This window comes from Mycobacterium shunyiense (assembly GCF_058270075.1).
This window is the reverse complement of the sequence record NZ_JBZDPU010000001.1, coordinates 147,053-169,308: the sequence shown is the minus strand read 5'-3', so window position 1 is coordinate 169,308 and position 22,256 is coordinate 147,053. Positions and strand designations below refer to the sequence as shown.

20 protein-coding genes are annotated in these 22,256 nt (G+C 67.4%); 13 read left to right on the top strand and 7 right to left on the bottom strand.

Annotation, left to right across the window (positions count from 1 at the left end):
- Positions 1 to 6 precede the first annotated feature (6 nt).
- Together AC4ELH_RS00840 and AC4ELH_RS00835 are read left to right on the top strand one after the other, a co-directional pair.
- On the top strand, positions 7 to 1,233 hold the full coding sequence (locus tag AC4ELH_RS00840; RefSeq protein ID WP_498882990.1) for a CoA transferase: 1,227 nt from the start codon (positions 7 to 9) through the stop codon (positions 1,231 to 1,233).
- Positions 1,230 to 2,033: an acyl-CoA thioesterase gene (locus tag AC4ELH_RS00835; RefSeq protein WP_498882989.1), complete on the top strand. Its 804-nt coding sequence runs from the start codon at positions 1,230 to 1,232 to the stop codon at positions 2,031 to 2,033. The genes AC4ELH_RS00840 and AC4ELH_RS00835 overlap by 4 nt, the downstream gene beginning before the upstream one ends.
- On the opposite strand, the gene AC4ELH_RS00830 is transcribed toward AC4ELH_RS00835, so the two are convergent.
- From AC4ELH_RS00830 to AC4ELH_RS00815, 4 genes are read right to left on the bottom strand one after another with little or no spacing between them, the layout of a single operon-like run.
- A complete protein-coding gene (locus AC4ELH_RS00830) occupies positions 1,953 to 4,535 on the bottom strand; it encodes an AMP-binding protein (RefSeq protein ID WP_498882987.1) in 2,583 nt (860 codons plus the stop codon). The genes AC4ELH_RS00835 and AC4ELH_RS00830 overlap by 81 nt on opposite strands.
- On the bottom strand, positions 4,532 to 5,590 hold the full coding sequence (locus AC4ELH_RS00825) for an ABC transporter ATP-binding protein (RefSeq protein ID WP_498882986.1): 1,059 nt from the start codon (positions 5,588 to 5,590) through the stop codon (positions 4,532 to 4,534). Before AC4ELH_RS00825 ends, AC4ELH_RS00830 begins: the two co-directional genes overlap by 4 nt.
- On the bottom strand, positions 5,587 to 7,161 hold the full coding sequence (locus AC4ELH_RS00820) for an ABC transporter permease (protein ID WP_498882985.1): 1,575 nt from the start codon (positions 7,159 to 7,161) through the stop codon (positions 5,587 to 5,589). The genes AC4ELH_RS00825 and AC4ELH_RS00820 overlap by 4 nt, the downstream gene beginning before the upstream one ends.
- Positions 7,162 to 8,178, bottom strand: coding sequence for an iron ABC transporter substrate-binding protein (locus AC4ELH_RS00815; protein ID WP_498882984.1), 1,017 nt, complete (start codon positions 8,176 to 8,178; stop codon positions 7,162 to 7,164).
- Between the two features lie 140 nt (positions 8,179 to 8,318).
- On the opposite strand from AC4ELH_RS00815, the gene AC4ELH_RS00810 reads away from it, so the two are divergent.
- The 10 genes from AC4ELH_RS00810 to AC4ELH_RS00765 all read left to right on the top strand — a co-directional run bounded on the left by AC4ELH_RS00810 (position 8,319) and on the right by AC4ELH_RS00765 (position 19,150).
- Entirely contained in the window at positions 8,319 to 8,687 is a 369-nt protein-coding gene (locus AC4ELH_RS00810) for a YraN family protein (RefSeq protein WP_498882983.1), read from the top strand.
- Position 8,688: 1 nt separating this feature from the next.
- Positions 8,689 to 10,200, top strand: a complete 1,512-nt coding sequence (locus tag AC4ELH_RS00805; protein WP_064867665.1) for a YifB family Mg chelatase-like AAA ATPase — start codon at positions 8,689 to 8,691, stop codon at positions 10,198 to 10,200.
- Positions 10,197 to 11,324: a DNA-processing protein DprA gene (gene dprA, locus AC4ELH_RS00800; protein ID WP_498882981.1), complete on the top strand. Its 1,128-nt coding sequence runs from the start codon at positions 10,197 to 10,199 to the stop codon at positions 11,322 to 11,324. Before AC4ELH_RS00805 ends, dprA begins: the two co-directional genes overlap by 4 nt.
- Before the next feature lie 82 nt (positions 11,325 to 11,406).
- Positions 11,407 to 12,270, top strand: coding sequence for a siderophore-interacting protein (locus AC4ELH_RS00795; RefSeq protein WP_498882980.1), 864 nt, complete (start codon positions 11,407 to 11,409; stop codon positions 12,268 to 12,270).
- Between the two features lie 23 nt (positions 12,271 to 12,293).
- Entirely contained in the window at positions 12,294 to 13,454 is a 1,161-nt protein-coding gene (locus AC4ELH_RS00790; protein ID WP_448446804.1) for a lactate 2-monooxygenase, read from the top strand.
- A 209-nt stretch (positions 13,455 to 13,663) separates the two neighbouring features.
- Positions 13,664 to 14,287 (top strand): TetR/AcrR family transcriptional regulator, encoded by a 624-nt coding sequence (locus AC4ELH_RS00785; RefSeq protein ID WP_448446802.1) that lies wholly within the window; start codon positions 13,664 to 13,666, stop codon positions 14,285 to 14,287.
- Positions 14,288 to 14,309: 22 nt separating this feature from the next.
- Positions 14,310 to 15,356: an oxygenase MpaB family protein gene (locus AC4ELH_RS00780; RefSeq protein WP_448446800.1), complete on the top strand. Its 1,047-nt coding sequence runs from the start codon at positions 14,310 to 14,312 to the stop codon at positions 15,354 to 15,356.
- On the top strand, positions 15,353 to 17,275 hold the full coding sequence (locus AC4ELH_RS00775; RefSeq protein WP_498882979.1) for an acyl-CoA dehydrogenase family protein: 1,923 nt from the start codon (positions 15,353 to 15,355) through the stop codon (positions 17,273 to 17,275). The genes AC4ELH_RS00780 and AC4ELH_RS00775 overlap by 4 nt, the downstream gene beginning before the upstream one ends.
- 68 nt (positions 17,276 to 17,343) lie before the next feature.
- Positions 17,344 to 18,240, top strand: a complete 897-nt coding sequence (locus AC4ELH_RS00770; protein ID WP_065147246.1) for a tyrosine recombinase XerC — start codon at positions 17,344 to 17,346, stop codon at positions 18,238 to 18,240.
- Positions 18,241 to 18,250: 10 nt separating this feature from the next.
- Complete coding sequence (locus AC4ELH_RS00765) at positions 18,251 to 19,150, top strand: alpha/beta fold hydrolase (protein WP_448446796.1); 900 nt, start codon at positions 18,251 to 18,253, stop codon at positions 19,148 to 19,150.
- Here AC4ELH_RS00765 and AC4ELH_RS00760 read toward each other — a convergent pair.
- From AC4ELH_RS00760 to AC4ELH_RS00750, 3 genes are all read right to left on the bottom strand, one after another.
- Positions 19,147 to 20,112: a TIGR03621 family F420-dependent LLM class oxidoreductase gene (locus AC4ELH_RS00760; RefSeq protein WP_498882978.1), complete on the bottom strand. Its 966-nt coding sequence runs from the start codon at positions 20,110 to 20,112 to the stop codon at positions 19,147 to 19,149. The genes AC4ELH_RS00765 and AC4ELH_RS00760 overlap by 4 nt on opposite strands.
- A gap of 49 nt (positions 20,113 to 20,161) precedes the next feature.
- Complete coding sequence (locus AC4ELH_RS00755; protein WP_003881050.1) at positions 20,162 to 20,479, bottom strand: hypothetical protein; 318 nt, start codon at positions 20,477 to 20,479, stop codon at positions 20,162 to 20,164.
- Positions 20,480 to 20,623: 144 nt separating this feature from the next.
- Positions 20,624 to 21,088, bottom strand: coding sequence for a M23 family metallopeptidase (locus tag AC4ELH_RS00750; RefSeq protein WP_498883054.1), 465 nt, complete (start codon positions 21,086 to 21,088; stop codon positions 20,624 to 20,626).
- Positions 21,089 to 21,422: 334 nt separating this feature from the next.
- Here AC4ELH_RS00750 and rpsB point away from each other — a divergent pair, with 334 nt between their 5' ends.
- The gene (gene rpsB, locus AC4ELH_RS00745; protein ID WP_064886954.1) at positions 21,423 to 22,256 is read left to right on the top strand and encodes a 30S ribosomal protein S2; all 834 of its coding nucleotides are present in this window, start codon (positions 21,423 to 21,425) and stop codon (positions 22,254 to 22,256) included.

Genomic DNA, 22,256 nt, shown 5'->3' with positions numbered 1-22,256 from the left:
ACTCCCATGGCCGAATCCGTAACGCCGGACCCGACCCGCCCGCTGGCCGGGGTACGGATCGTCGAGATCTCCAGTTTCGTCGCCGTGCCGCTGGCCGGCATGACCCTGGCCCAGTTGGGCGCCGAGGTGGTGCGCGTCGATCCCATCGGGGGTGCTGCCGACTATCACCGCTGGCCGCTGACCGACGGTGGCGACAGCATCTACTGGGCCGGGCTGAACAAGGGCAAGCGTTCGGTGGCTGCCGATATGCGTTCACCGGAGGGCCAGCAGCTGGTGCAACGGCTGATCGCCGAGGCCGGTGTGCTCATCACGAATGTGGCTGGACGGCAATGGCATTCGTACGACGTGCTGTCCGCGCAGCGTCCCGACCTGATCCACGTCGAGGTGTCCGGGCGTGCCGACGGCGGCACCGGGGTGGATTACACGGTCAACGCCGGGTTGGGCTTCCCGATAGTCACCGGGCCAGCCCAGCTGTCCACCCCGGTGAACCATGTGTTGCCCGCCTGGGATGTCAGCTGTGGGCTGTACGTGGCGCTGGCGGTCAGTGCCGCACTGCGCCACCGTGATTCCACCGGTGAAGGCGCCCGGATCAGCATCCCGCTGGAGAACGTCGCCCTCGCCACCGCGGGCAATCTCGGATTCCTGACGGAGGTGATGATCAACGGTACCGGCCGCGAACGGCTCGGCAACACGCTGTACGGCACCTACGGACAGAACTTCACCAGCAGTGACGGCGTCGGCTTCATGCTGGTGGCGCTCACCGGACGGCATTTCCGTGACCTCACCGAGGTCACGGGCACCACCAAAGCCGTTGCCGCCCTTGCCGAGGCGTTCGGCGCAGACTTCACCGACGAGGGGCAGCGGTACATCCACCGAGACGCCCTGACTGGCCTGTTCACCTTGTGGTTCAGCGAACACACCGCCGAGGAGATCAGTGCGGCGCTGTCGGGCACCTCGGTGCTCTGGGAGCGGTACCGCAGCTTCGCGGAGGTCGCCGTCAACGAGCGGGTGGTCGCCAATCCGCTGTTCACCCCGCTGGAGCAACCCCGCATCGGCACCTACCTGGCGCCGGGCCTGCCGGTTTCGATCGGCGGGATGTATCCGCCTGCGGTCCCTGCTCCCGCTCTCGGCGACGACACGAACTCGGTGCTGGCCGAACACCTCGGGCTCGGTGCCGACGAGATTGCCGCGCTGACCGAATCGGGCACTGTCGCAACGGGTACCGATCAATGAGTGCTCTGCTGAAGCTGTTGGACGTACGGGCCGCCGACGGCGATGTGTTCACCGGGCAGGCCAGCGGTCCGGCCGGCAAGCGGGCCTACGGTGGTCTGCTCGCCGCACAGAGCCTGGCCGCCGCCTGCCGGACGGTGGGGGATGACCGGTCACCGACCAACATGCACCTGCAGTTCCTGCGCGGCGGGGACGCCGGGGAACCGGTCGAGCAGCGCGTGCACCGCGTGTACGACGGGCGTACCGCCTCGGCGCGACGTGTCGAATCGTATGAACATGGCCGCATGCTGACCACGGCCACGGTGTCGTTCGCGACAGCCCTCGCCGGCCCCGCACACGGGCTCGGTGCGATGCCACACGACCCCGAGGTGCTTCCGTGCACCGGCCCGCCCGGCCCGGCGCCGTCCCTGCCGCTCGACGAGTTCGACATCCGCATCGCCGACGACGGTTCGGGCGAGGAGTTCGTGCGCCGCATGTGGTGGCGGGTCACCACCGAGCTGCCGGACGATCCGTTGGTGCACATGCTGATCGCGGTGTACATCACGGACCTGTACGGCATCGATCCGGCGTTGGCTGTGCATGGGCACAGCATGCGGTCGCGCAGTCACCGCAGTGGCACCACGGATTCGTCGATCTGGTTTCACCGTCCGGTGCGGGCCGGGGAGTGGAACCTGCTGGAGTCACGCTCACCTGCCGCTGAGCGGGGGCGGGGGCTGATCACGTCAAGCCTGCTGCGTGCCGACGGTGCGGTGGCCGCCACGCTGGTGCAGGAGGGGCTGGTCGCCGACCGCTTGGCGGACTGAGTTTCCCTGCCGAGCAGACACGTAGGGACCCACTTTCGTCGCGATCCGGGCACCTACGCGTCTTCTCGCGAACTTCCTTCGGGTCACGTTGATCAGGTACGTGAGCGCCACCCCCACGATCAGCGCCGCCAGCACACCGAGCACCCGGTGGTCGCCGAACAACGGATAGACCTGGTAGTGCGTCAGGTACGTGTACAGCGAGGCCCCGGCGAGCAGCCCGCAGCCAGTCGCTATCGGCGCGGGACAGCGCACCGCGGGCAGCCAGATCAGCAGTGCGAACCCGGCCAGTACCAGGGTTTCCCGGCCAGTGTTGCCGAAGTAGCCGTGCAAGCCCACCGCCAGCACGACGGTGACGAGGGCGCGTTGCCAGGTGGCGGTGGCCTTGGCCGCCACCCACCCGGCCGCGAAGAACCAGAACGCCAGCACCGTGAACCAGGCTTCGCGGCCCAGACCCAAACCGGGTAGGTCGTAACGCAATACCAACCCGAGTGCGAGGAACGCCGCGGCGAAGGCCAACGGGCGGCGTCGCTCCAGCCGGTCGGCGCCCGGCAGTGCGCATACCGCGGTCAGTGCCACCAGGATCCAGACGAGGACCTCGACGAACCACAATCGTCCGGCGGTCATGCTGTCGGGCGGCCCGAGGAACTTGTTGGCCAGCAACAGGTTCGACGCGTGATAGTCGTCGGTGAGGACCAGCGCGACGGCGACCCAGACGATGGAGGGCACGGCGATCCAGGCGATCGTGTTGCGTAGGTGACGTAGCCGCGTCGACGGCGGGGCCGGGGTCAGGCAGAACCGGCCGAAGTTGTAACCGGCCACCCCGAGCAGGATGTGCGCACCGCCCCACAGTGCGAATAACTCGGCATGCGAACCGACGATGAGGACAATGGCTGCGGCACGCAGGGCGACGCTGGTTTCCACGGTTGCCCATCGACGCCGACGGGGCGCGCAATGGTGCTCCAGGTCCCGCAGCGGCATCCGGTGCCAATCCTTCGGCAGCCGTCCCAGGGCGCGTTCCAGCCGAACCGACATCGCCACATAGGACAGTGAGTTACCGCCGAGATCGATGAAGCTGGCGTCGCGGTCGACGGACGCAGCAGGCAGGTGTAGAACCTCGGCGAACAGGCCCTTCAGGTCCGAGATGTCGCCGACTGGGGGTGCGGCGGCCAACGTGCGCACCGTGGCGTAATCGGGCTTGCCCGAGATCAACCGGGGCAGTTCGGAGACGAGCGCCGAGCGCACCGCACCGGCGGGCACGCCGGCCAGAGTGGCGGTCAACTGCTGCACTTCACCGGCAGTCGTTGCGCCCGTGTCAACGGCGGCCACCGCAAGGGCTTCGCCGTCGTCGGCGCACAACGCCGTCACTCCGTGGTCGGCGAGGGTGGTCTGGAGACGGTCGAGGTCGATGCGCAGGCCGAACAGCTTCACGAATCGGCCACTGCGGCCGATGACTTCGTACAGGCCGTCCGAGGTGCGCCGGGCGATGTCGCCGGTGCGGAGTTCGGAGATGGTGGCGCCGAGGGCCAGGTCCTCGGGTCGCTGCGCGTATCCGAGCATCACGTTGGCGCCGCGGTAGACGAGTTCACCTGTGCCCTCGGGCCAGCCGTCACCGGAACGGATGGACAGGCTGCCGCCGGGAATCGGACGTCCGACGGCTTCGGGGTGTGCCAGAGCCAATTCCGGTGGCAGATAAGCCATCCGGGCGGTCGCCTCGGTGGCGCCGTACATCACGAACAGCTGCCAGCCACGGCGCTGTCCCAGTGCCGCGAAACGGCGCACCCGATCGGGTGCCATCCGCCCACCCGCCTGGGTGAGGTACCGCAGATGGGGCAGGTCCATGGTGTCGAAGCCGATGCGGTCGAGCAGTTCGAACGTGTGGCTTACCCCGGCGAAGGTGGTGGCCCGGTAACGGGTGAACAGGTCCCAGAACTCGTCGTCGACCACCGAGCGATCGGTGAGGACCAGGCCGGCTCCGCGCAGCAGGTGACTGTTGACCACCGACAGTCCGTAGCAGTACGACAGTGGCAATGTCGTTGCCGCCCGATCGGTTTCACTGATCGCGAGGTACTCGGCGATGGCGGCGGCATTGCTGGCGAGATTGGTGTAGGACAGCCGGACCAGCTTCGGTGACCCGGTGCTGCCCGAGGTCGACATCAGCAGTGCCAGATCGTCGTGCAGCCGGTGCGTGCTGTGGGTGCGCCGGTGGTGGATGCCTGCGGCGTCGATCACGGTGTCGGGGGAGTAGGTCCGCAGGATCGTGCCGTGGTCGCCGTCCGCGGGTACCGGCAAGGACACGTGGCCACCGGCCAGTGCGCCCAGGTAGTGCACCAGGGTGGGCAGGTCGTTGCGTGCTTCGAGAAGCACGAGGCGTCGTTCGGTGCCCAGCGTCATCGCGGACTGTGACACGAGGTCGGCGAGGGTCGAGTAGCTGATCTGCCGGGTCTCGGTGAAGACCGCGATCCGGTCACCGTGCGCCCTCAACGCGGAGACGATGTGGCTCAAGGCAACGCCGTTCCCGCGCCCCGCACATCGATCCGGACCTTGGTGTCGCGGGCCGGCGGATTCAGGCTGTGCTGACGTACGACGATGGGCTCACCGGCCGCGGCCGGCTCGATGGTGAGTAGCACATCGTGGCCGAGGAACTCGGTGCCGACCACGGTTCCCACACTGGCGGCGGCGTGGGCATCACCCTCGCTGTCCGAAATCGCGGTGGCGACAAGCTGTTCAGGCCGCAGCACCAGCGTGCACGGACCGTCGGCGGCGCCGGCCTGTACCGGTATCCGGCCCAGCGCGCTGTCGGCCCAACCTGACGTGACGGTGCCGGCCACCGTGATGCAGTCCCCGAGGAACTCGGCGGTGAACCGGTCGGCGGGTTGGCGGTACACGTGCTCGGGTGTTCCGACCTGGGTGAACCTGCCCTCGCGCATCACCGCGACCTGATCGGAGATCGACAGCGCCTCCTCCTGGTCGTGCGTCACGATCAGGGTGGTCACCCCGGTCTCGGACAGCGCACGGGCCACGGACTTTCGCGTGGCGGCACGCAGACCGGTGTCGAGCGCGCTGAACGGCTCGTCGAGCAGCATGACCACCGGCCGGCGAGCCAGCGCCCGGGCCAACGCGACGCGCTGCTGCTGGCCACCGGAGAGTTGATGCGGGCGGCGCTGCGCGAACGACGAATCCAGGGACACGGTGGCCAGCAGCTCGCCGACCCTGGCCCGGGCCGCGGTGCCGCGCTCATGCAGACCGTAAGCGACGTTCTGGGCCACCGTCAGGTGGGGGAACAATGCACCGTCCTGTGCCACGTAACCGACGTCGCGTCGATGGGGTGCGACAGTGTTTGTCGGACTTGCCATTTCGCGCCCACCGATGGTCACGGTGCCGGCGTCGGGGGATTCGAAGCCGGCGATCACCCGTAGCAGCGTGGTCTTACCGCACCCGGACGACCCGACCACCGCGGTGATGGTGCCCGGCGTCAGGGTCAGGTCGATGCCGTCGAGCACCGCAGTGCCGTCGAAGGACTTGCGGAGTCCGCGCACCTGCAGGACATCGTCGGTCACAGGGCAGCCACCTTTGTCGACTGACGCAACAGCATCAGGGTCACGGGTATGGACAAGGCGATCAGCATCAGGGCGTAGGGTGCCGCCGCGGCGTAATCGAGTTCGCTGCTCAGCGACCAGAACCGCATGGCCAGGGTGCGGGTGCCGGTCGGTGCCAGCAACAGCGTCGCGGTCAATTCCGTTGCCACGGCGACGAAAACCAGCGAGGCCCCGGCCGCGGCGGCCGGGGCGGTCAGCCGCAGGGTGATCAGCACGAACGTCCGCGCCGGTGAGGCCCCCAGCGAACGTGAGGCTTCTTCCACTGACGGCGGGACCTGTGCCAGGCCCGAGCGCAGGCTGACCAGGGCGCGCGGCAGGAACAGCAGCACGTAGGCGCAGATCACCAGGGCGGCAGTCTGATAGAGCGGGGGAGCGTAGCGGATCGCGACGGTGACCAGGGCCAGCGCGGTGACGATGCCGGGCATCGAGCTGGTGATGAAGTTGGCGCCCTCGATCGAGCGGGCCAGCAGGCCGCGGTAGCGGACGGCGACCCAGGCGAACGGGAAGGCCAGCACGGTGGTCAGAACCGCGGCGGCAGCGGCCAGCGTCGCGGTCTGGGCGAGCGCGGTACCGATCTCGGTGGCGTCCCACACCTGCGCGCCACCGATCCACGTCCACCGCGTCAGCGTCCACAGCGGAACTCCCAGTGCCAGGGCGGCCAGGGCCAGCAATCCGACGGTGGCCGGCACCATGGTGTGGCCCAGGCGCATCGGCGCACTGGCCCGTTGCGCTCCGGAGCCGATCCGTGCGAAGCGGGCATTGCCGCGGGCCGCGGCTTCGGTGACCAACAGCAGCAGGCACAGCAGCACCAGAACGGCGGCCAGCGTGGCGCCGGCCGCGCCGTCGAACGTGGCCTGGAACTGTTCGAAGATCGCGGTGGTGAAGGTCGAGAAGCGGATCATCGCGAACGCGCCGTATTCGGCCAGCAGGTGGACACCGATCAGCAGTGCGCCGCCCAGGATCGCCAGGCGGAGCTGCGGCAGCACCACCCGGAAGAACACGCCCGAGGACCCCGAACCGAGTGCGCGGGCCGATTCCTCGAGTGCCGGGTCGATGCGACGCAGCGTGGCCGCGGCGGGCACATAGACGAACGGGAAGTACGACAGCGTCGCGATCAGCACCCCGGCCGAGAATCCGTGCAACGACGGCACCACACTCACCCAGGCGTAGCTGTTGACGAACGCAGGCACGGCCAGGGGTGCGACGAACACCGGCCGCCACCACGTCCGTCCCGGCAGATCGGTGCGCTCAACCAGCCAGGCTGCTCCGACTCCGAGCGCGACGCACACGGGCACGGTGATCACGACCAGGCCCACGGTGTTGAGCAGGAGTTCGCCGACCCGGGGCCGCACCACCAGCTCGATCACCCGACCCGGGCCGGTGGTGATGACCGACCAGGCGACGTAACCCAGCGGGATGAAGGTCGCTGCCAGCAAGAGCACCACGGCGGAGCTCAGCGCTGCCCCCGGCCGGGGACGTGCGGAACGCTGCTGCGGTCCGGGTTGAGCCGGTGGTGCTTCTGTCGCGACCAATTACAGCAAGCCAGCCTTCGTCATCAGGTCGGTGACCTTGGCGGCATCGAGATTGGACGGGTTGACCGCGGGCGCCTGCAACGTGTCCAACGGCGGCAGGGCCGGGTTGGCCGCGACACCACTGGCGACCGGGTATTCGAACGAGGTGCCCTTCTGCAGCACTTCCTGACCGGCTTTGCCCGTGATGAACCGGAGGAACTGCTGGGCCTGATCCTGCTTCTTGCTGGATTTCAGGACGCCGCCGCCGGACAGGCTGACGAACGCGCCGGGGTCTTGGTTCTTGAAGTAGTGCAGGGCGGTGTTTCCGCTGATCTCCCTGGTCTTGGCCTGATCACGGAACCAGTAGTAGTGATAGATGATCCCGCCGTCGACCTGACCGTCGTTCACGGCGCGAAGCGTGGCGATGTTGTCCTGGAGCACAACGGCATTGGTCTTCAACCCGGCGAGCCACTGCGCGGTCGCCGGCTCACCCTTCAGTTCGAGGATGGCCGCGACGATCGCCTGGAAGTCCGCCTTGGCCGGCGGCGCACCCCAGCGACCCTTCCACTGTGGCTGCTGCAGATCCATGATCGAGTGGGGCAGCTGATCGGCCGGCAGCTTGGCCTTGTTGTAGACGAAGACCGTCGAGCGCGCCGCCACGCCGCTCCACTTGTTCGACGACGGGCGGAACTGGGCCGGGACCTGGTCGATGGTCTGCTGCTCGACGTCGGCGAACAGCCCGGCCTTCTCGACAGCCGCCATCGCCGGCGAGTTCTCGGTGAGGAACACGTCGGCCGGGGAGGCGTTGCCCTCGGCCACCAGCTGGTTGCCGAGCTCGGTGTCACCGCCCTGCCGGTAGGTGACCTTGATGCCGGTCTCTTTGGTGAACGCGTCGATCCACTCCTTGGTGAGTGACTCGTGCTGGGCGTTGTAGATCAACAGCTCGTCAGACCCCGAACTGGAGCACGCGACCATCCCGGCGGCGACCGCGACGGCAGACAGGACAACAGCAACCCGGCGGCTCCAGCGTGTGAGCATCAAGTGAATCCTTTCGGCGTTAGCTGAGCATCACCTAAGGACACTACCGGGGTGGGCGAGACCTGTGGATGAACTCGACGCTGGGGATAACTCGGCCGGATTGAGCAGATGCTGTCGGACCGGGTCCGCACGGTGTGGGCATGAGTTCTCTGACACGGGCCGAGATCGGCGCACTGGGCGAACAGCTGGCCGTCGAGTATCTGACGGCACAGGGCTTGCGCACCCTGACCCGCAACTGGCGATGCCGCTACGGCGAGCTCGACGTGATCGCCGTGGACGTCGCCACCAACACGGCGGTCTTCGTCGAGGTGAAGACCCGCACCGGCGATGGTTTCGGCGGGCTGGCCGAGGCGGTGACGGCCCAGAAGGTGCGCCGCATCCGCCGGCTGGCGGCGCTGTGGCTGGCCGAGCAGGACGTTCGTTTCGCCGCACTGCGCATCGACGTGATCGGGGTGCGCCTCGGCCGCCGCCGAGAACCCGAGCTGACGCACCTCAAGGGGGTGGGTTGAAATGGGTTTGGGCAGAGCCTATTCGGTGGCCGTGCGTGCGGTGGACGGCGTCATCGTGGAGATCGAGGCGGATATCACCTCGGGGCTGCCGGGCGTGCATCTGGTGGGGTTGCCCGACACCGCCCTGCAGGAGTCGCGGGATCGGGTGCGGGCGGCGATCACCAACTGTGGCAACGAATGGCCGATGTCGCGCCTGACGTTGGCGTTGTCCCCGGCCACGTTGCGCAAGGTCGGTTCGGTCTATGACGTGGCGCTGGCGGCTGCGGTGCTCTCGGCGCACACCAAGACGGCCTGGGCCCGGCTGGAAAAGTCGGTTCTGCTCGGCGAACTCGCCCTCGACGGCCGTATCCGTCCGGTCCACGGCGTCCTGCCGGCGGTGTTGGCCGCCAAGCAGGAGGGCTGGCCCCTCGTGGTGGTGCCCGTCGACAACCTGGCCGAGGCGAGTCTGGTGGACGGGATCGAGGTGTGCGGTGTGCGCACGTTGCGTCAGCTGCAGGCCTGGCTCGACGGCAAAGGGGATCTGGTGGCGCGGGTGGCCGCGCCGGGGTGCGCCCCCGAGCCCACAGCTGATCTTGCCGACGTGGTCGGTCAGGCTCAGGCCCGCTACGCCCTGGAGGTGGCCGCCGCGGGTGCTCACCACCTGATGCTCACCGGCCCTCCCGGCATCGGTAAAACGATGTTGGCGCAGCGTCTTCCAGGCTTGTTGCCGCCGTTGTCGCCGGGGGAGTCGTTGGAGGTCACCGCGATTCACTCCGTGGCAGGGCTGCTGGCAGGGGATACACCGCTGATCACGCGGCCGCCGTTCGTGGCTCCTCACCACACCTCGACCGTGGCGGCGCTCGTCGGAGGCGGAAGCGGGTTCGCTCGCCCCGGAGCGGTCAGTCGGGCACACCGCGGTGTGTTGTTTCTCGACGAGTTCGCCGAGATGGGCTCAAGTGCCCTCGAAGCGCTGCGAACCCCGTTGGAGGACGGTGAGATCCGGCTGGCCCGCCGGGACGGGGTGGCGTGTTACCCAGCCCGCTTCCAACTGGTTCTGGCGGCCAATCCGTGCCCGTGCGCGCCGCCCAAATCGCAGGACTGTGTCTGTTCGGCCCAGGCCAGGCTGCGGTATCGCGGCAAGCTGTCCGGGCCATTGGTGGACCGCGTCGACCTGCAGGTGGAGTTGCATCCCGTCAGCGTCGGAGCATTCACCCCGCAGGCCGGAGAGTCGAGCGCCGTGGTGCGCGACCGCGTTGCGGCAGCCCGCCTCGCCGCCCAGGAAAGGTGGAAGCCGTACGGGATCGGTACCAACGCCGAGGTCGGCGGTTCGCTGCTGCGGCGTGAGTTCCGACTGCCCAGAGCCGCCATGGAGCCGTTGCGGTCCGCACTCGACCTTGGGGTGATCAGCATGCGCGGCGCCGACAGGAGTTTGAGAGTCGCCTGGACGTTGGCCGATCTCGCCGGCCGGACCATGCCGGCGCGTGAGGACGTGGCCACGGCGTTGGGCTTCCGTCGGGCCGGGGGTGTGTCATGACCGACGAGGTCCGGCGTGCCTGGGCCTATCTGTCACGGGTCGCTGAGCCGCCGTGCGCGGAACTGGCGGCCTTCGTCGCGCAGGTGGGTCCTGTCGAGGCGGCCGATCGGGTCAAATCCGGTGAAGTCGAGTCGGAGTTGTCGAGCCGGGTCGAGGCCCGTCGGGAATTGGATTGTGCAGTCAGGGATCTGGACATCCTCGACAAGATGGGCGGGCGGTTGATCACCCCCGATGACGATGAGTGGCCGCTGCTGCGATTCCGCGCGCTGGGCGTGGGCAAGGATCGCAAGCGTTCCAATGATCATCCGCCGTTGGTGTTGTGGGCGAGCGGGCCGGTCCGGCTCGACGAGGTGACTGAGCGCGCCGCGGCGATCGTCGGTACCCGCGCGGCCACGGCGTACGGCGAGCACGTGACCGCTGACTTGGCCGCCGGGTTGGTTGAGCGCGAGGTGACGGTGGTGTCCGGCGGTGCGTATGGAATCGACGGAGCAGCGCACCGCGCCGCCCTGGCCTGCGAGGGCATGACCGTCGCGATCGTGGCCGGCGGCATCGACAATCCGTACCCGGCCGGGCACAGCGCACTGTTCCACCGGATCCGCCAGGAATGCCTGTTGGTCAGCGAGTATCCGCCTGGCGTGGCGCCGGGCCGGCTGCGGTTTCTCACTCGCAACCGGTTGGTCGCTGCACTCTCGGGCGCGACGGTGGTCGTCGAGGCCGGGTTGCGCAGCGGTGCGGCCAATACAGCCGGGTGGGCCAAGTTGCTGGGCCGGTCGGTGTGCGCGGTGCCAGGGCCGGTGACATCGGCGGCATCGGCGGGATGCCATGCGCTGCTCCGAGGTGGTGCCAATCTGGTCGGCCGTGCCGAGGAGATCGTCGAACTCGTCGGCCGCATAGGCGAACTCGCATCGGAGGAGCCGCATCCGGTGGCGCCGCTCGACAAGCTCTCGCCGATTGAGAAACAGGTCTACGACGCGCTGCCGTCGCGCGGCGCCCACACCGTGGACGAGATCGCGATGCTCGCCGCCCTTCCGCCGCATCAGATACTGGGGCCGTTGACGACGTTGGAGCTCGCCGGGATGGTCGTCAGCGAGGACGGGTGCTGGCGGTTGCGCCGGCGCCGGTAGACCCCATTCGCGGGGCCTGTCTCCGTATAGTCGATGAGGTCGGCTAATAAAGAGATCCGGCCGAGCGAGTTTTGGAGGCGGTATGGCAGGACGTCCCGTGCACACTTTTGAAGTGGTGCGCCGCGAGCAACTGACCGACCACATGGTCAGGCTGGTGCTGGGCGGCAACGGTGAAAATGGCTTCGACACGTTCTCGCCCAACGAGTTCAGTGATGCCTACGTCAAAATCGCCATCGTCCCTGACGGTGTCGATGTCGCGGCGCTGCCGAAGCCTTTGACACTGGACAGCTTTCAGGAATTGCCCGCCGAGCAGCGACCGACGGTGCGCACCTACACCGTGCGCAACGTCGACGCCGAGCGTGGCGAGATCACCATCGACTTCGTCGTGCACGGTGAGCAGGGCGTAGCCGCACCGTGGGCTGCGGCGGTCCAACCCGGTCAGCCCGCTTACCTGATGGGGCCGAGCGGGGCCTACACCCCCGACCCGGCCGCTGATTGGCATCTGCTGGCTGGTGACGAAGCCGCGCTGCCCGCCATCAGTGCAGCACTGGAAGCCTTGCCCGACAACGCGATCGGCAAGGTCTTCATCGAGGTGGCCGGCCCGGGGGATGAAATCGCGCTCACCATTCCCGATGGTGTCGAGGTCACATGGATCCACCGGGGTGGGCGCGCCGACCTGGTCGGCGACGACCACGCCGGAGACAACGCACCACTGATTGCCGCGGTCAAAGAGGCGGCCTGGCTGCCAGGCCAGGTCCAGGTGTTCATCCACGGCGAGGCCCAGGCCGTCATGCACAATCTGCGCCCGTACATCCGCAAGGAGCGCGGCGTCCGGGCGAAGTGGGCCGCCTCGATCTCGGGCTACTGGCGTCGTGGACGCACCGAGGAGACGTTCCGGCAATGGAAGGCCGAGCTGGCAAAAGCGGAGGCCGACACCGCGGGCTGACGCCAGATGGCAAGGTAGCCGTCATGGCATTCGGCGATTACCAACTCGAGATCTACCTCCAGGGGCTGTCCGGCGTACTGCCGACCATGCCGATGGACTACGCAGGACTTGAGGCCAAGGCCCAGGCGGCCATGCCGGCCTCGATCTGGTCGTATGTGGCCGGTGGTGCCGGTGACGAGCGCACTCAGCAGGTCAACCGCACCGCCTTCGACAGGTGGGGGTTGATGCCCCGGATGTTCAACGCGCACCGGGAGCGCGATCTGTCCGTCGAGGTGTTCGGGCTCAAACTGCCGTCCCCGTTGTTCATGGCGCCGATCGGGGTGCTGGGCATCTGCGGGCAGGACGGTCACGGCGACCTGGCCGGTGCCCGCGCCGCGGCGCGGACCGGGGTGCCGCTGATGGTGTCCACCCTCACCGAGGATCCGCTGGAAGACGTCGCCGCCGAATTCGGCGACACCCCAGGCTTTTTCCAGCTGTACACACCGACCGACAAGGACCTGGCCGCCAGTCTGGTGCAGCGTGCCGAGAAGGCCGGGTACAAGGGCATCGTCGTCACGCTCGACACCTGGGTGCCGGGTTGGCGCCCTCGCGACCTGTCCACCTCGAACTTCCCGCAGTTACGCGGCAAATGTCTGGCCAACTACACCAGTGACCCGGTGTTCCGCGCCGGCCTGCAGCAGCCGCCCGAGGGGAATCCCCAGGCCACGGTGCTGCGCTGGGTCAGCCTCTTCGGCAATCCGCTGACCTGGGATGACCTGCCGTGGCTGCGGTCGCTGACCAAGCTGCCGCTGATCCTGAAGGGCATCTGTCACCCCGACGACGTCCGGCGGGCCAAAGACGGTGGCGTCGACGGTATCTACTGTTCGAATCATGGTGGGCGCCAAGCCAATGGTGGCCTGCCGGCGATCGACTGCCTGCCCGGCGTGGTCGAGGCCGCCGACGGGCTGCCGGTGCTGTTCGACTCGGGAATCCGCAACGGCGCCGACATCGTCAAGGCGCTTGCGCTGGGCGCCACCGCGGTCGGTGTGGGCCGTCCGTATGCCTACGGGCTGGCCTTGGGCGGCACTGACGGCATCGTCCATGTGCTGCGGTCGCTGCTCGCCGAGGCCGACCTGATCATGGGCGTCGACGGTTATCCGACGCTGGCCGACCTCACGCCCGAGACGCTGCGGCGCGTCGACTGACCTCCGGAGCCCGCTCGACGCCACGTTCGGCGGGTGGGCTGGTTTGGCGGCTTCATCGTCACGCTGGAGTGGCGCTCGGGCTCGGCAGCCACTCCAGTGTGACGAACCGCGGTGAAAGCCGCGAGTAGCAGTCGCAGCTAACGCCACACGTAAAAAGGCAGCTCATGACGCCTGGCCATTGATTATTCATAGGTGTAGCATTTTCCTTCATGAGTGTAGAAACCGTTCGCGGAAGGGCCGCCCACCTGGGGCCCGAGCGGCGGCGCCCGCAGGTGCTGGATGCGGCGCTGGCGATCGCGGTGAACGAGGGAGTCGCCGCGGTCACGATCGGTGCGGTGGCACAGCGACTCAAGGTCACCCGCCCGGTGGTGTACTCATGTTTTCCCGACCGGGTCGAATTGCTGAGGGCATTGCTCGAGCGGGAATTGGCGCTGCTGGTCCAGGGGGCGATCGACGCGCTGCCCTACGGTCGCGCCGACGCCGACGAAACCGTCTTCGTCGAGGGCTTCCAGGCGCTGCTGGAGACGGTGGCCGGCCGGCCCGATTCGTGGCGGCTCGTGATGAGCGCCGACCCGGATCCGGCCGTGGCCAAACACTTCCGCAACGGCCGCGCGCTGATGGTCGGCAAGGTCTCCCGCCGGCTGGCGCCCACGCTGGAACGTTGGGGCACCACCGCCGCCGACAAGAAGCTGCCGGTGCTGGTCGAGCAATTCGTGTCTACCTGTGAAGGCGCGGTGCGAACCTTGTTGCATGACGACGGAAAAGACTGGACCCCAACCACATTGGGCGAATTCATCGGATCGTCCACCTATCGGGCGTTTCGCACCGCCTGATCCCGTACAGAGGAGTTGTCACATGTCTGATCTGCAGCCGATGGCTGACTACGGATTCTTCGGACCGAATTCGGTGACCTGGAAGGTCTGGGGCCATGCGACCACGCCGATCATCGGACTGCAGCGTGCCGTGGTGGTCGAGGAACTCGACCCTGCACTGATCGCCGCGGTCGATACCACCGGCGCCAATTACGATCGGCCCCGCACCCGTTACGACCGGACCGTGCGTTACTTCGCGATGGTCGCCTTCGCCGACACCGAATCGGTGCTCAAGACCGCCGATGTGCTGGTCAAAGTCCACTCGAAAGCCATTGGTACCGAACCCCTGAGTGGCAACAAGTACGACGCCAATGACCCCCAGTCGCAGCTGTGGATCCTGCTCACCGGCTGGCATTCGGTGCTCAAGGCCTACGAGCTGTACGGCGGCGGCAAGCTGACGGCCGAGGAGGAGGCCCGTTACTGGCAGGACTGTGCCCGGGCCGCCGAGTTCCAGACCTGCGATCCGGCCGACGTCCCACGGACCCGCGAGGGCATCAACGACTACTTCGAGCAGATGCGGTCACACCTCGCCGTCAGCGAGGCCGCCCGCGCGATGATGGACCACCTGCTCAACGCCAAGGTGGTGCTGCCGCCCGCACCGCGTGCTGCGAAACCGGCCGTCGAGGTTCTCAACTGGTTCCTGCGCGCCGGAACCATTGCCACCATGCCGCGCTGGATGCGCCGGCTCAGTGGGTTCGACCAGCCACGGGTGATCGACCTGGCCGTGCGGCCGGTGCTCAAGCTCGGCTTCGGCGTGGTCGACCGGGTTCCCCAGTTGAAGCTGTTGGTGGCCAAGATCATTTCGCCGTCGGTGGTGCCGATCGCGGGCCCCTACATCATGGGTATACCGCCCCGGTCGACCGAGGTGCTCAGCCCGGAAGAAGGGCGCAAGCGCTACGGCTACGTCAAGCCCGCCGAGGCACACAAGGAGTTGCGGGCCCGCCAGCACGAGCGGGTGTTCGGCCAGGGGCAACGGCCCAGCGATGAAGGCCTCATCGAATCTCAGTCCTACTTAGGGAGTTTGGCGTGACCGCACGATCTGATGTCCTGTTCGACCCGAACCGGACCGACTTCGACCAGTTCGACAGCAGAACCAGGGAAATCTTCCGGGCCACCATCGACTTCTTCGAGTCCCACGGCAAGCGGTGGCTCAAGCAGCAGGACCGGGATCGGGTCTGGTACAGCGATTTTCTCGACCTGGTCAAGCGGGAGGGCATCTTCGCGACGTTCCTGACTCCGGCGTCGGAGGCCGCCGGCGATCCCGACAAGCGCTGGGACACCGCGCGCAATGCCATGTACAGCCAGATCCTCGGGTTCTACGGCATGCAGTACTGGTACGTCTGGCAGGTCACCATCCTCGGCCTCGGTCCGATCTGGCAGTCGGAGAGCACGGTGGCGCGCAAGAAGGCTGCCGCCCTGTTGGATTCAGGGGAGATCTTCGCCTTCGGGCTGTCCGAGCAGGACCACGGCGCCGATGTCTACTCGACCGACATGGTGCTGACACCGAACGCGGATGGGTCGTACTCGGCGAACGGCGGCAAGCACTACATCGGCAACGGCAACCTGGCCGGCATGGTCTCGGTGTTCGGCCGTCGCTCCGACAAACCGATCATCGACAGTTCTGATCTCGACCGGCGCCGTCCCGCGCAGGACTTCGAGGGGTACCTCTTTTTCGCCGCCGACAGCCAGCATTCGAACTACCACCTGCGCAAGAACGTCGTCGACGGCCAGATGTACGTCGCGGCGTTCGACCTGGAGAACTATCCGGTCAGTGCCGACGACATCCTGCACGAGGGCAAGGCGGCCTTCAACGCCGCGATCAACACCGTCAACATCGGCAAGTTCAACCTCGGATTCGGGGCGATCGGGGCTTGCGAGCACGCCATGTACGAGGCCGTCACCCACGCCGAGAACCGCGTGCTGTTCGGCCAGCGGGTCACTGAGTTCCCGCAGATCCGCCGCATGCTCGCCGACGGCTACGCCCGCTTGATCGGGATGAAGCTCTACAGCGAGCGGGCCATCGACTACATGCGCAGCGCAAGCGCGGACGACCGGCGCTACCTGTTGTTCAACGCGATCGAGAAGATGAACGTCACCCGCGAGGGCGAGAAGATCGTGACATTGCTCGCCGATACCATCGCCGCCCGCGCTTTCGAATCCGACATGTACTTCACCATGGCATTGCTCGGCCTCACTGGATTGCCACGCCTCGAGGGCACGGTGCACGTCAACATGGCGCTGTCACTGAAGTTCATGCAGAACTACATGTTCGGCGCGTCCAGCGTCGGACTTGTGGCGCTGTCCGCATTGCCGGTCGGCCGGGCCCCGGCGCCGGTGGTGAGCGCACTCGCCGGCGGTTTGCGTGCTGCCGGTGGAGTCATCGCTGGTTCACCTGTGGCGCAGCGCATTCCACCACTCAAGGCGTTGCTGGCTGAGGTCCCGCAGATTCCGACGCGCAGGGATGCGACCAACGACGACTTCTTGTTCCGCCAGGGGTCGAGCAGTGGGTTGGCGAAGATCAGGTTCGGAGACTGGCAGTCGGTGCTGCGCAGGTTCTCGTCGACGCCGAACGTCGCTGTATTCCTGGCCCAGGCGCAGGCGTTGCAGACGCTGCTGGCGGTGGCGACACCCAACGCCGACCAACAACGCAACGTCGACTTCTTGTTCGCGATCGGTGAGATGTTCACCCTGATCCCGTATGCCCAGCTGATTCTGGAGCAGGCGGAGACCGAGGCGATCGACGCCGATTTCATCGACCAGCTGTTCGAGGTGCTCGTCACCGACATGTCCACGCACGCGACCAAGCTGCATTGCCATCCGGATGCTACTGCGGTGCAACAGCAGCGCGCCCTCGACATCGTCAAGCAGCCAGTTGCGGACGGCGCCCGCCGCGATCGTGTGGTGGCAGGTGTGCGCGGATTGGCCGGCCGCTACGAGATGAACCCGTGATGGTCACGCGACGGTAGCGGCTCGGCGCGTCGGGTGCAGCGCGGGCGTAGTTCTGCCACGGTGGCACGGTGCCCGTAGTTCAGGATGTGCTCGCCGAGTTCGACGAATACCTGGCGCTGCAGTGCGGCAGGTCTGCACACACCCGCCGCGCCTACCGGGGTGACCTGACTGCGCTGTTCGATTTCACCGGCGGCGGACTGGAGACTCTGACCCTGCCGAGGTTGCGCTCGTGGTTGGCCGCCCAGGCTGCAGCCGGAACGGCGCGGACCACGTTGGCGCGCCGAACCTCCTCGGTCAAGACCTTCTCCACCTGGGCGACACGGCGGGGACTGTTGCCGAATGACCCCGCCGCGCGGTTGCAGGTGCCCAAGGCTCACCGCACGCTGCCTGCGGTGCTGCGCCGCGACCAGGCAGTGGACGCCATGGAAGCGATGAATTCAGCTGTGCAGGAAGGTGACCCGCTCGCGCTGCGGGACAGGTTGATCGTCGAGCTGCTGTATGCCACCGGTATTCGGGTCAGCGAACTGTGCGGTCTGGACATCGATGACATCGACACTCCGCGCCGGGTGCTGCGGGTGTTGGGTAAGGGCAACAAGCAGCGCACGGTCCCGTTCGGGGAACCGGCACTGGTCGCGTTGACCTCCTGGCTCACCGACGGGCGGCCCGAGCTGGTCACTGCCGATTCCGGCCCCGCGCTCCTGCTCGGGGCCCGCGGCAAGCGCCTCGACCCCCGTCAGGCCCGTACCGTGGTGCACCAGACCGTCTCTGCGGTCGACGGTGCCCCCGCCATCGGTCCCCACGGACTACGCCACAGCGCGGCCACCCACCTGCTGGAAGGCGGTGCCGACCTGCGCGTCGTACAGGAGTTGTTGGGACACAGTTCGCTGGCCACCACCCAGCTCTACACACACGTCACAGTGGAACGGTTGCGCGCGGTGCACGACCAGGCGCACCCACGAGCCTGAAGAGGAGATCGTGCCGGAGTTGACTGTCGAGCCGACCCGAACCACCGTCGATCTGCCCTGCGGGCCGGTGTCCTATCTCAGCTGGGCCACCGACCACACGGCGCCGACCGTCGTGTTGCTGCACGGTGGAGGCGTGGACAGCGCGTCGTTGTCCTGGGGCGGTATCGGCCCCCGGTTGGCCGAGGCGGGCTACCGCGTGATCGCGCCCGACCATCCCGGCTATGGCTGCAGTCCGCCGGCGCGGTTGCCCGTGACACAGGACCGTTTGGTCGGCTACGTGGGGGAGTTCGTCGACGGACTCGACCTGCAGCGCTACGCGATCGGCGGGCTGTCACTCGGTGGGGGTATGACCATCGGCCATGTCCTGGACCGGCCGCAGCGGGTGACGGGTGCGATGCTGCTGGGCAGTTACGGCCTGATGCCGCGCCTCTCGGACGGGCCGATGTCCGGTGTGCGGCAACTGGTCACGTGGGTGACGCTGCGTACCGGTCTGCTCGGAGCGGTGACGCGGTGGGTGGGCACCAACCGCCGAGCGATGGTGCGCAGCATGCAGGCCCTGATCACCGACCCCGCCCAGGTCACCGATGCGTTGATGGACGAGGTCATGGCTGCCGCGGGCCAACCGGAGGGATTCTCGGCGTTCGAGCAGTGGCAACGCGATCAGGTCCGGTGGAACCGGCTGCGCACGGACTACAGCGGACGGTTGTCATCGTTTCCCCGCCCGGCGCTGATCGTCCACGGTGACCATGATCCGGGCGTGCCGGTTGCGCGGGCCCGGGCGGCCGCGGAGTTGATCCCGGACGCGGAGCTCAAAATCATTGCAGGAGCCGGACATTGGGTGCAGCGCGACCGTCCGGACGCTGTGCTGGAGGCGATGACCGGGTTTCTGGAGGGCGTCGTCGGCCGTTAGCGCAGCAGCTTGATGACTTCGGCCAGGTGCGGAAGCGCCGACTCGCGGCCCGTCCATGCGTCGATCGCCGTCCAGTAGCTGATCCCGAACCGACGCTGCCGCTCGGCCAGAGACTCGGCCATCTGCTCGTAGCTGCCGAACAATGCAAACGGCGATTCCAACAGCAGTTCCGTCGAGGCGCCCAACGGCCCGGCCACCTCGGCTGCCGCGGCCGCGGGGTCGTCGGTGTGGACCACGAACTGCAGCAACCCGTTGAGCTCGATGGCTTCGAACCGGTCGCCGGCGGCATCGTGCACAACAGCGATCCGGTCCAGCAGGCCCTTCGCGTCGAAGTGAGTCAGCCGGACCTCCGTGGCGTCATGGTTGTGACTGAAACCCGCCAGCCCGGCGATATCGGCGACCCGGCCGGCGAGCTGCAGCACGCGCGTGCCGTTGCCACCGATGAGCAGCGGCACGTCGACTCCTGCCGGTGCGACCAGCGAGCCGGTGTCCGCCCGCACGCAGTAGTGCGCGCCGTCCACGTCCACGGGCTCACCGGCCAGGAGTGGGCGGATCACGTCGACCGATTCGATCAACCGGTCCACCCTGGTGGCGCCGTTGTCGAATTTCAGTCCGGCCGCGTCATATTCGGCCTTCATATGGCCCGCACCCAGGCCCAACTCGAACCGTCCACCCGACAGCGCTGCCACGCTTACGGTTTCCCGTGCGGTGTCGACCGGATGACGCAGATCGTTGTTGAGCACGAGTGTGCCGGTGCGCAGGCGTGAGGTGACGGCACAGGCGGTGGCCGCCCCGCTGAACGGTGCCAGTGTCGGTGCCAGGTGGTCGGGGATCGTCATGACGTCGAACCCGGATCGTTCGACGGTGCGCGCGAACTCGGCGAAATCGGCACTGCGGGGGAGTGCGGTGTGCAGACCGAATCGCATCGGCCGGGTGCGGTGGAAATGCGACGCGACGGTCATATTTCGACCCTAGGCCGTACTCAGCGACGTGTGCGCGTGCGCAATCTGTCTAGTCGGTGGTCGTCGTCCTGTCCGCGGCTTCGCGCTTGAAGTACAGGTGCGATGTCACCAAACCGAACACGGACAGGACGCCCCCGAACAACAGGAGCCCACCGAAAGTGACCAGACTGGAGCCTTCATCCCGGTTTCGAGATCGCTGCTGGTCGTAGTCATAGAGAAATGACGAGCTTCGAACGATGTTGCGGCACTGATCCCCAGGGCGCATTACCCAGTCGCCGCAGGTGACATCGGTGCGGAAGGCCAGCTCCAGCCCGGGAATCGTCAGCGCCAGGCCGACACCGAATAGCGCCACGGTGAATATCGACATAAGGATCCATCGCGCCCTACTCATGTGTGCCCTTCGCGTCGGCGGCCAGGAATGAGGCTAGCGGCCGCTTCAGTGCATCATCCGCACCAAATTCCAGACACCGACGCCGCGGGATCGTTGGCCACAACCAGGGATTCAGCCCGCTTACCCACGCACCGGCTTGAGCCGGATCGGGGTCTCGGCGAGCAGCCCCAACGGGTTGACGTAGTCCGCCCTGGCAGCGGCGCCCCACATCGCGCCCCAGTGCAGGCAGGCGGTCGCCGCACAACCGGGGTGACCGGCCAGCAGCGTGCCGAGCAGCTGGCCGGCGGTGACGGTCTGTCCGGGCCGGACCGTGGCCTGTACCGGCTCGTAGCTGGTGCGCAGCCCACCGGGATGGGCGAGCGAGACCACCGGCCGCCCGGCCAGCACACCGGCGAACACCACAGTTCCCGGGCCGGCGGCATAGACCGGTTGATCCGGCGCGGACGCGAGGTCGACGCCGCGGTGGCCGCGGTTCCAGTTGGGGGAGGGGGCGTCGAAACCCCTGGTCACCGTCGGTCGGGGGGACACCGGCCACTGCAGTCGGGAGGTCTCGGCGTGGGCGGCCGCCGGCCAGATCCACGTCATACTGAGCAGCAGCGCCGTCACGGCAAACCTCACTGCTTCAGTTCAGCGTCAACCCCGGGCGGTCCGGAAGCCCCAAAGTCGGGGGCTGTGGATGGATGGACCCGCGTTTGCCGCGTGGTAAAAGCACCCCTGCCCAGCGTGTAAACTTCTACCCGCAGCTCGCTTGCGGGCTGACTTCGCGTGTCTGCGCATATTGATCGCCTTGATGGGGTCGTACACGGATGCCGACGGTCCTGACCTGGGATTTCCCGGATCGGGTTCGGCGTCCGGGCAGGCACCAGGGCCTGGCATCACCCGACGCCTGGCGACAACCGACACATAAAGGAATGAGCTCATGGCTGTTGTGACCATGAAGCAGCTGCTGGACAGCGGCGCTCACTTCGGGCATCAGACCCGACGCTGGAACCCCAAGATGAAGCGGTTCATCTTCACCGACCGCAACGGCATCTACATCATCGATCTGCAGCAGACGCTGACCTACATCGACAAGGCCTACGAGTTCGTCAAGGAGACGGTGGCCCACGGCGGCTCCGTCCTGTTCGTCGGCACCAAGAAGCAGGCGCAGGAGTCCATCGCCGAAGAGGCCACCCGCGTCGGCATGCCCTACGTGAACCAGCGCTGGCTGGGCGGCATGCTCACCAACTTCTCCACCGTGCACAAGCGCCTGCAGCGCCTCAAGGAGCTCGAGGCCATGGAGCAGACCGGTGGCTTCGAGGGTCGCACCAAGAAGGAAATCCTCATGCTCACGCGTGAGAAGAACAAGCTTGAGCGCAGCCTCGGCGGTATCCGGGACATGCAGAAGGTGCCCTCGGCCATCTGGGTCGTCGACACCAACAAGGAGCACCTGGCGGTCAACGAGGCCATCAAGCTCGGTATCCCGGTCATCGCGATCCTGGACACCAACTGCGACCCCGATCAGGTCAACTACCCGATCCCGGGCAACGACGACGCCATCCGTTCGGCCGCCCTGCTGACCAAGGTCGTCGCCTCCGCGGTTGCCGAGGGCCTGCAGGCTCGCGCCGGTCAGGGTGCCGGTGAGAAGCAGGACACCGAGGGTGCTGCTGAGCCGCTCGCCGAGTGGGAGCAGGAGCTGCTCGCCGGTGCGACCGCTGGTACCGCCGAAGGCGAGGCCGCTGCTGCACCCGAAACATCCACTGACGCTTCGTAA